This window comes from Bradyrhizobium sp. NBAIM01, assembly GCF_020194115.1.
Lineage (GTDB): Bacteria > Pseudomonadota > Alphaproteobacteria > Rhizobiales > Xanthobacteraceae > Bradyrhizobium > Bradyrhizobium yuanmingense.
Genome location: NZ_JADYVU010000029.1, coordinates 1 through 6,064 on the forward strand (window position 1 = coordinate 1; position 6,064 = coordinate 6,064).

The following is a 6,064-nucleotide window of genomic DNA, read 5'->3' on the forward strand; positions in this document are numbered from 1 at the left end:
GGCTTGCGGGTGCGGGGGCTTGCCGACGCCCGGACCTGTTAATAATTCCTCACCCGCAAGGGCGGTTGAGCCCGGATATCACCTTCCAAAACCCGATGTTTTAGCGGCAGAAACCTAGCTTCGGTCCTTGCGGGCCCCTCCCCCCCTCCTATATGAGCCTCAATCATCGCAATATCGCGGATGTTTGATCTTAGGGGGTTTCGGTTCGGGTGCCTCTTGGGCCCAGCCAACCTGCCGCAAAAAGAAGGATATCAGGACCATGGGAAAGGTCATTGGGATCGACCTCGGCACCACGAATTCGTGCGTCGCCGTGATGGATGGCAAGAACGCCAAAGTCATCGAGAATTCCGAAGGCATGCGCACGACGCCTTCGATCGTCGCCGTCACGGATGACGGTGAGCGCCTCGTCGGCCAGCCGGCCAAGCGCCAGGCCGTCACCAATCCCGAGCGCACCTTCTTCGCAGTGAAGCGCCTCATCGGCCGCCGCTACGACGACCCGATGGTCGAGAAGGACAAGAAGCTCGTTCCCTACAAGATCGTGAAGGCTTCCAACGGCGACGCCTGGGTCGAGGCCGACGGCCAGACCTACTCGCCCTCGCAGGTCTCGGCTTTCATCCTGCAGAAGATGAAGGAGACCGCGGAAGCCCATCTCGGCCAGAAGGTCGAGCAGGCCGTCATCACCGTTCCCGCCTACTTCAACGACGCTCAGCGCCAGGCGACCAAGGACGCCGGCAAGATCGCGGGGCTCGAAGTGCTGCGCATCATCAACGAGCCGACCGCGGCCGCGCTCGCCTATGGCCTCGACAAGACCAAGGCCGGCACCATCGCGGTGTATGACCTCGGCGGCGGTACGTTCGATATCTCCATTCTCGAAATCGGCGACGGCGTGTTCGAGGTGAAGTCGACCAACGGCGATACCTTCCTCGGCGGCGAAGACTTCGACATGCGCCTCGTGGGTTATCTCGCCGACGAGTTCCAGAAGGAGCAGGGCATCAACCTGCGCAACGACAAGCTCGCGCTGCAGCGCCTGAAGGAAGCCGCTGAAAAGGCCAAGATCGAGCTGTCGTCGACGACGCAGACCGAGATCAACCTGCCCTTCATCACCGCGGACCAGACCGGCCCGAAGCATCTGACGATGAAGCTCACCCGCGCCAAGTTCGAGGCGCTGGTCGACGACCTCATCCAGAAGACCGTCGAGCCCTGCCGCAAGGCGCTGAAGGACGCCGGCGTCACCGCCGGTGAGATCGGCGAGGTCGTGCTGGTCGGCGGCATGTCGCGCATGCCGAAGGTCCAGGAAGTCGTGAAGCAGCTGTTCGGCAAGGAGCCGCACAAGGGTGTCAACCCGGACGAAGTCGTGGCGATCGGCGCTGCGATCCAGGCCGGCGTGCTCCAGGGCGACGTCAAGGACGTGCTGCTGCTCGACGTCACCCCGCTGTCGCTGGGCATCGAGACGCTGGGCGGCGTGTTCACCCGCATCATCGACCGCAACACCACGATCCCGACCAAGAAGAGCCAGGTGTTTTCGACGGCTGAGGACAACCAGAATGCCGTCACCATCCGCGTCTTCCAGGGCGAGCGTGAAATGGCGGCCGACAACAAGATGCTTGGTCAGTTCGACCTGATGGGCATTCCGCCGGCGCCGCGCGGCATGCCGCAGATCGAGGTGACCTTCGACATCGACGCCAACGGCATCGTCAACGTCTCGGCCAAGGACAAGGCCACGGGCAAGGAGCAGCAGATCCGCATCCAGGCCTCCGGCGGTCTGTCGGAAGCCGACATCGAGAAGATGGTCAAGGACGCCGAGGCCAATGCCGAGGCGGACAAGAAGCGCCGCGAGGCCGTCACCGCCAAGAACGAGGCGGATGGCCTGGTGCATTCGACCGAGAAGGCTTTGGCCGAGCACGGCTCGAAGGTTGCCGAGAGCGAGCGCCGCGCCATCGAGGACGCCGTCAGCGACCTCAAGGAAGCGCTGAAGGGCGACGATGCCGAGGCGATCAAGGCCAAGACCCAGACGCTGGCGCAGGCTTCGATGAAGCTCGGCGAGGCCATGTACAAGCAGCAGGCCGAGGCCGACGCCAAGAAGGATGCGGCCAAGGACGACGTCGTCGACGCGGAGTTCACCGAGGTCGACGACGACAAGAACAACAAGAAGTCCGCTTAAGCCCCGAGAGGGTGACGATGCGGACGGCTTGGACCCCACACACGCTACCGGCCTCCTCCCTCGCGGGGGAGGCCGTCGTGTCGGGACGGACGGGCCAGGACTCCTTTCAAGGCTCCTTCAAAGTCGGCCTCGTTACGATCGATCAATTCCCAGCCGTTATTCTCAGCGCTGCCAGGCTGCCCTCCGCCGCAAGGTCGAAGGGCGCTCATACCGCCGCATGTCAGCGTTGTTCCGCGCCAACTTGAATCGCGATTGGATAGACCGAGCCCATCATGTCCACGTCCACCAAGCGCTGCTATTACGAGACCCTCGAAGTCGAACGCGACGCCGACGAAGGCAAGCTGAAATCGTCGTTCCGCAAGCTGGCGATGAAATTCCATCCCGACCGCAACCCCGGGGATGAGACCAGCGAAGTCAAGTTCAAGGAAATCAACGAGGCTTACGAGGTCCTGAAGGACAAGGACAAGCGCGCCGCCTATGATCGTTACGGTCACGCCGCGTTCGAGCAGGGCGGCGGCTTCGGCGGTGGCGCCGGTTTCGGTGCCGGCTTCGCCTCCTCTTTCTCCGACATCTTCGAGGACCTGTTCGGCATGGCCGGGCAGCGCGGCCGCGGCGGCCGCGAGCGCGGCGCCGATCTGCGCTACAATATGGAAATCACCCTCGAGGAAGCCTTTGGCGGCAAGACCGCGCAGATCGAGATTCCGGTCTCGGTCACCTGCGAGGCCTGCTCGGGCATCGGTGCCAAGGCCGGCACCAAGCCGAAGACCTGCTCGACCTGCGGCGGCGCCGGCCGCGTGCGGCAGTCGCAGGGCTTCTTCACGCTGGAGCGGACCTGCCCGGGCTGTCAGGGCCGCGGCCAGATGATCGAAGACGCCTGCCCGTCCTGCGCGGGACAAGGGCGGGTCACCCGGGAGCGGACGCTCTCGGTCAACATTCCCCAAGGCGTCGAGGACGGCACACGGATCAGGCTCGCCGGCGAGGGCGAGGCGGGGGTCCGCGGCGGACCGCCCGGCGACCTCTACATTTTCCTCTCGCTGGCCCAGCACCAGTTCTTCCAGCGTGACGGCGCGGATCTGCATTGCCGCGTGCCGATCTCGATGGTGACCGCCGCGCTCGGCGGCGAATTCGAGGTGCCGACCATCGAGAAGGGCAAGACCAAGGTGAAGGTGCCCGCCGGCACCCAGTCGGGCCGTCGTTTCCGCATTGCATCAAAGGGTATGCCGGTGCTGCGGTCGCGCCAGATGGGCGACATGTACGTTCAGGTCATGGTCGAGACCCCGCAGAACCTGACCAAAAAGCAGCAGGAATTGCTGGCCGAGTTCGAGAAGCTCTCCTCCGGCAACACCCAGCCGGAAGCCGAGGGTTTCTTCGCCAAGGTCAAGGATTTCTTCGGCAATCGGGCGAACTGACGCGTCTTGACCGTATCGCCTCCGGCCTATACGTCTTTATGACCATTTTCTGACACGCCGCGGTCCTGCGGTTCCGTCCGGTCCCGACATGCCATTGCCATCGTCCGCGCGTGCGTTGAAGAAGCCTCGTCTCGATGACGAGGTGCGCTTTCTCAGGTCGTGGATCGAAAAGCCCTTGCACATGGGCGCGGTGATGCCGTCCGGCAAGCTGCTGGCGCGGACCATGGCTCATTATGTCGATCCCGATTCCGACGCACCGGTGGTCGAGCTCGGACCCGGCACCGGCGCCATCACGTCCGCGCTGATCGAGCGCGGGGTCGACCAGAAACGTCTCGTTCTCGTCGAATACAATCCCGGCTTCTGCGCGCTGCTGCGCGACCGCTACCCGCAAGCCAAGGTGGTGCAGGGCGATGCCTACCGCCTGCGCGACACGCTCTGGAATGTCTTGAGCGCGCCGGCCAGCGCGGTCGTGTCCGGCCTGCCGCTCGTCACCAAACCGATGCTGACGCGGCTGCGGCTCATCCGCGATGCCTTCACCGCGCTCGCGCCCGGTGCGCCCTTCATCCAGTTCACCTATGCGGTGGTGCCGCCGATCCCGAAATCGCTATCCGGCGTGTCCACAGAGGCCTCGGAACGGATCTGGATGAACCTTCCGCCGGCCCGCGTCTGGGTGTATCGCAAGCATTAAATCCGCCGGCTCCTCTTTGCGCGGCGGGCTCGTTTCGCCGAATGCATGAGATTGGATGCCAGCCCCCAAGATCCTGATCATTCCCGGCTCGCTGCGCACCGGCTCGCACAATGCGAAGCTGGCGGCTGTGGCTGCTTACGAATTCGTCCAGGCCGGCGTCGACGTCACCCGCATCTCGCTCGCCGATTTTCCGCTGCCGATCTATGACGGCGATCTCCAGGCCAAATCGGGCGTGCCCAAGCACGCGATCAATCTGAAGCGCATGATCGGCGCGCATCACGGTGTCCTCATCGTCTCGCCCGAATACAACGCCTCGGTGCCGCCGCTCCTGAAGAACGCGATCGACTGGGTCAGCCGCGTGCACGAGCTGCACGAGGCGCGCGGAGAGGTGTTCCGCAACCGGGTCTTCGCGCTTGCCGGCGCGTCCCAGAGCCGGTTAGGTGCCGCCCGCGCGCTGCAGGCGCTGCGGCTGATCCTCTCCGCCTGCCACGCCAACGTGATTGCCAGCCAGCTCACGCTCGCCTTTGCCGACCAGGCCTATGACGATAGGGACAGGCTGAAGAACGAGGGCGATATCGCCGCGCTGAAGGAGCTGGTGACGCAGTTGATCGACGTTTCCCAACGCATGATGTGAGGTGACATGACGCCAGCCGAGATCGCCCCGAAGGACCGCCTGATCGTTGCGCTCGATCTGCCGAGCGTTGATGCCGCGGAGGCGATGATCGCGAAGCTCGGCGACAGCGTCACGTTCTACAAGATCGGCTATCAACTCGCTTATGCCGGCGGCCTGCCGCTGATCGGCAAGCTCGCTGATGCGGGCAAGAAGGTGTTCGCCGATCTCAAGATGCACGACATCGGCAATACGGTCGCGCGCGGCACCGAGAGTGTCGCCAAATTGGGCGCGACCTTCGTCACCGTTCACGCCTATCCGCAGACCATGAAGGGCGCCGTCGAAGGCCGCGGCAGGGCCAGCCTGAAGATCCTCGCCGTGACGGTGCTGACGTCCTACGACGACGACGATTTGCATGCGGCCGGTTATCGGCTCAGCGTGTCGGAGCTGGTCGAGGCGCGTGCGCAGCAGGCGCAGGTGCTCGGTGTCGATGGCCTCGTGTCCTCGCCGGAGGAGGTGGGTAGCCTGCGCAAGATCGTCGGCCACCAGATGAGCCTCGTCACCCCCGGCATTCGTCCGGCCGGCGCCGCCAGCGGCGACCAGAAGCGCATCATGACGCCTAGCCGTGCGATCGCCGCCGGCGCGGATTATCTGGTCGTCGGGCGCCCGGTTGTGGAAGCCGCCGATCCGAAGGCGGTCGCCGACGCCATCCACACCGAGATCGCGCAAGCTCTCGGGTAATCCATCAACAACAGGGAGAGAACAATGGCAAAAGGCTACTGGATCGGTCGTGTCGACGTCAGCAATGACGAGGGCTATAAGCCCTACGCCATCGCCAACGGCCCGATCTTCAAGAAATGGGGCGGCCGCTTCGTCGTCCGCGCCGGCAAGTTCACCACCGTCGAAGGCGCCAGCCGCAACCGCAACGTCGTGATCGAATTCCCTGACTACGAGACCGCGCTCGCCTGCTACAACTCGCCGGAATACCAGGCCAACATCAAGGTGCGCCAGCCGCACTCGATCGCCGACCTCATCGTCATCGAAGGCTACGACGGCCCGCAGCCGCAGGACGGCTGAGGCTCTCGTTCTTACCCTCCCCTGGAGGGGGAGGGTCGGCATGCGATCGAGCGAAGCGAGATTGCATGACGGGGTGGGGTGATCTCTCCACTCGGGCACCGTCCGTCGCGGAGAGACCG

At 64.4% G+C, this 6,064-nt stretch carries 6 protein-coding genes; all 6 read left to right on the forward strand.

Annotation, left to right across the window (positions count from 1 at the left end; all coding sequences use genetic code 11):
- Positions 1 to 259 precede the first annotated feature (259 nt).
- The 6 genes from dnaK (at position 260) to I6F31_RS36185 (ending at position 5,945) form a co-directional block, all read left to right on the forward strand.
- A complete protein-coding gene (gene dnaK, locus I6F31_RS36160) occupies positions 260 to 2,161 on the forward strand; it encodes a molecular chaperone DnaK (protein WP_036003245.1) in 1,902 nt (633 codons plus the stop codon).
- A 272-nt stretch (positions 2,162 to 2,433) separates the two neighbouring features.
- Positions 2,434 to 3,570: a molecular chaperone DnaJ gene (dnaJ, locus tag I6F31_RS36165; protein WP_036003248.1), complete on the forward strand. Its 1,137-nt coding sequence runs from the start codon at positions 2,434 to 2,436 to the stop codon at positions 3,568 to 3,570.
- A gap of 88 nt (positions 3,571 to 3,658) precedes the next feature.
- Positions 3,659 to 4,258, forward strand: a complete 600-nt coding sequence (locus tag I6F31_RS36170) for an rRNA adenine N-6-methyltransferase family protein (protein WP_036003251.1) — start codon at positions 3,659 to 3,661, stop codon at positions 4,256 to 4,258.
- Positions 4,259 to 4,313: 55 nt separating this feature from the next.
- On the forward strand, positions 4,314 to 4,892 hold the full coding sequence (locus I6F31_RS36175) for an NAD(P)H-dependent oxidoreductase (RefSeq protein WP_036024345.1): 579 nt from the start codon (positions 4,314 to 4,316) through the stop codon (positions 4,890 to 4,892).
- A gap of 6 nt (positions 4,893 to 4,898) precedes the next feature.
- Positions 4,899 to 5,609, forward strand: coding sequence for an orotidine-5'-phosphate decarboxylase (pyrF, locus tag I6F31_RS36180; protein ID WP_225135138.1), 711 nt, complete (start codon positions 4,899 to 4,901; stop codon positions 5,607 to 5,609).
- A gap of 24 nt (positions 5,610 to 5,633) precedes the next feature.
- Positions 5,634 to 5,945, forward strand: a complete 312-nt coding sequence (locus I6F31_RS36185; protein ID WP_036046075.1) for a DUF1330 domain-containing protein — start codon at positions 5,634 to 5,636, stop codon at positions 5,943 to 5,945.
- Positions 5,946 to 6,064: the final 119 nt, after the last annotated feature.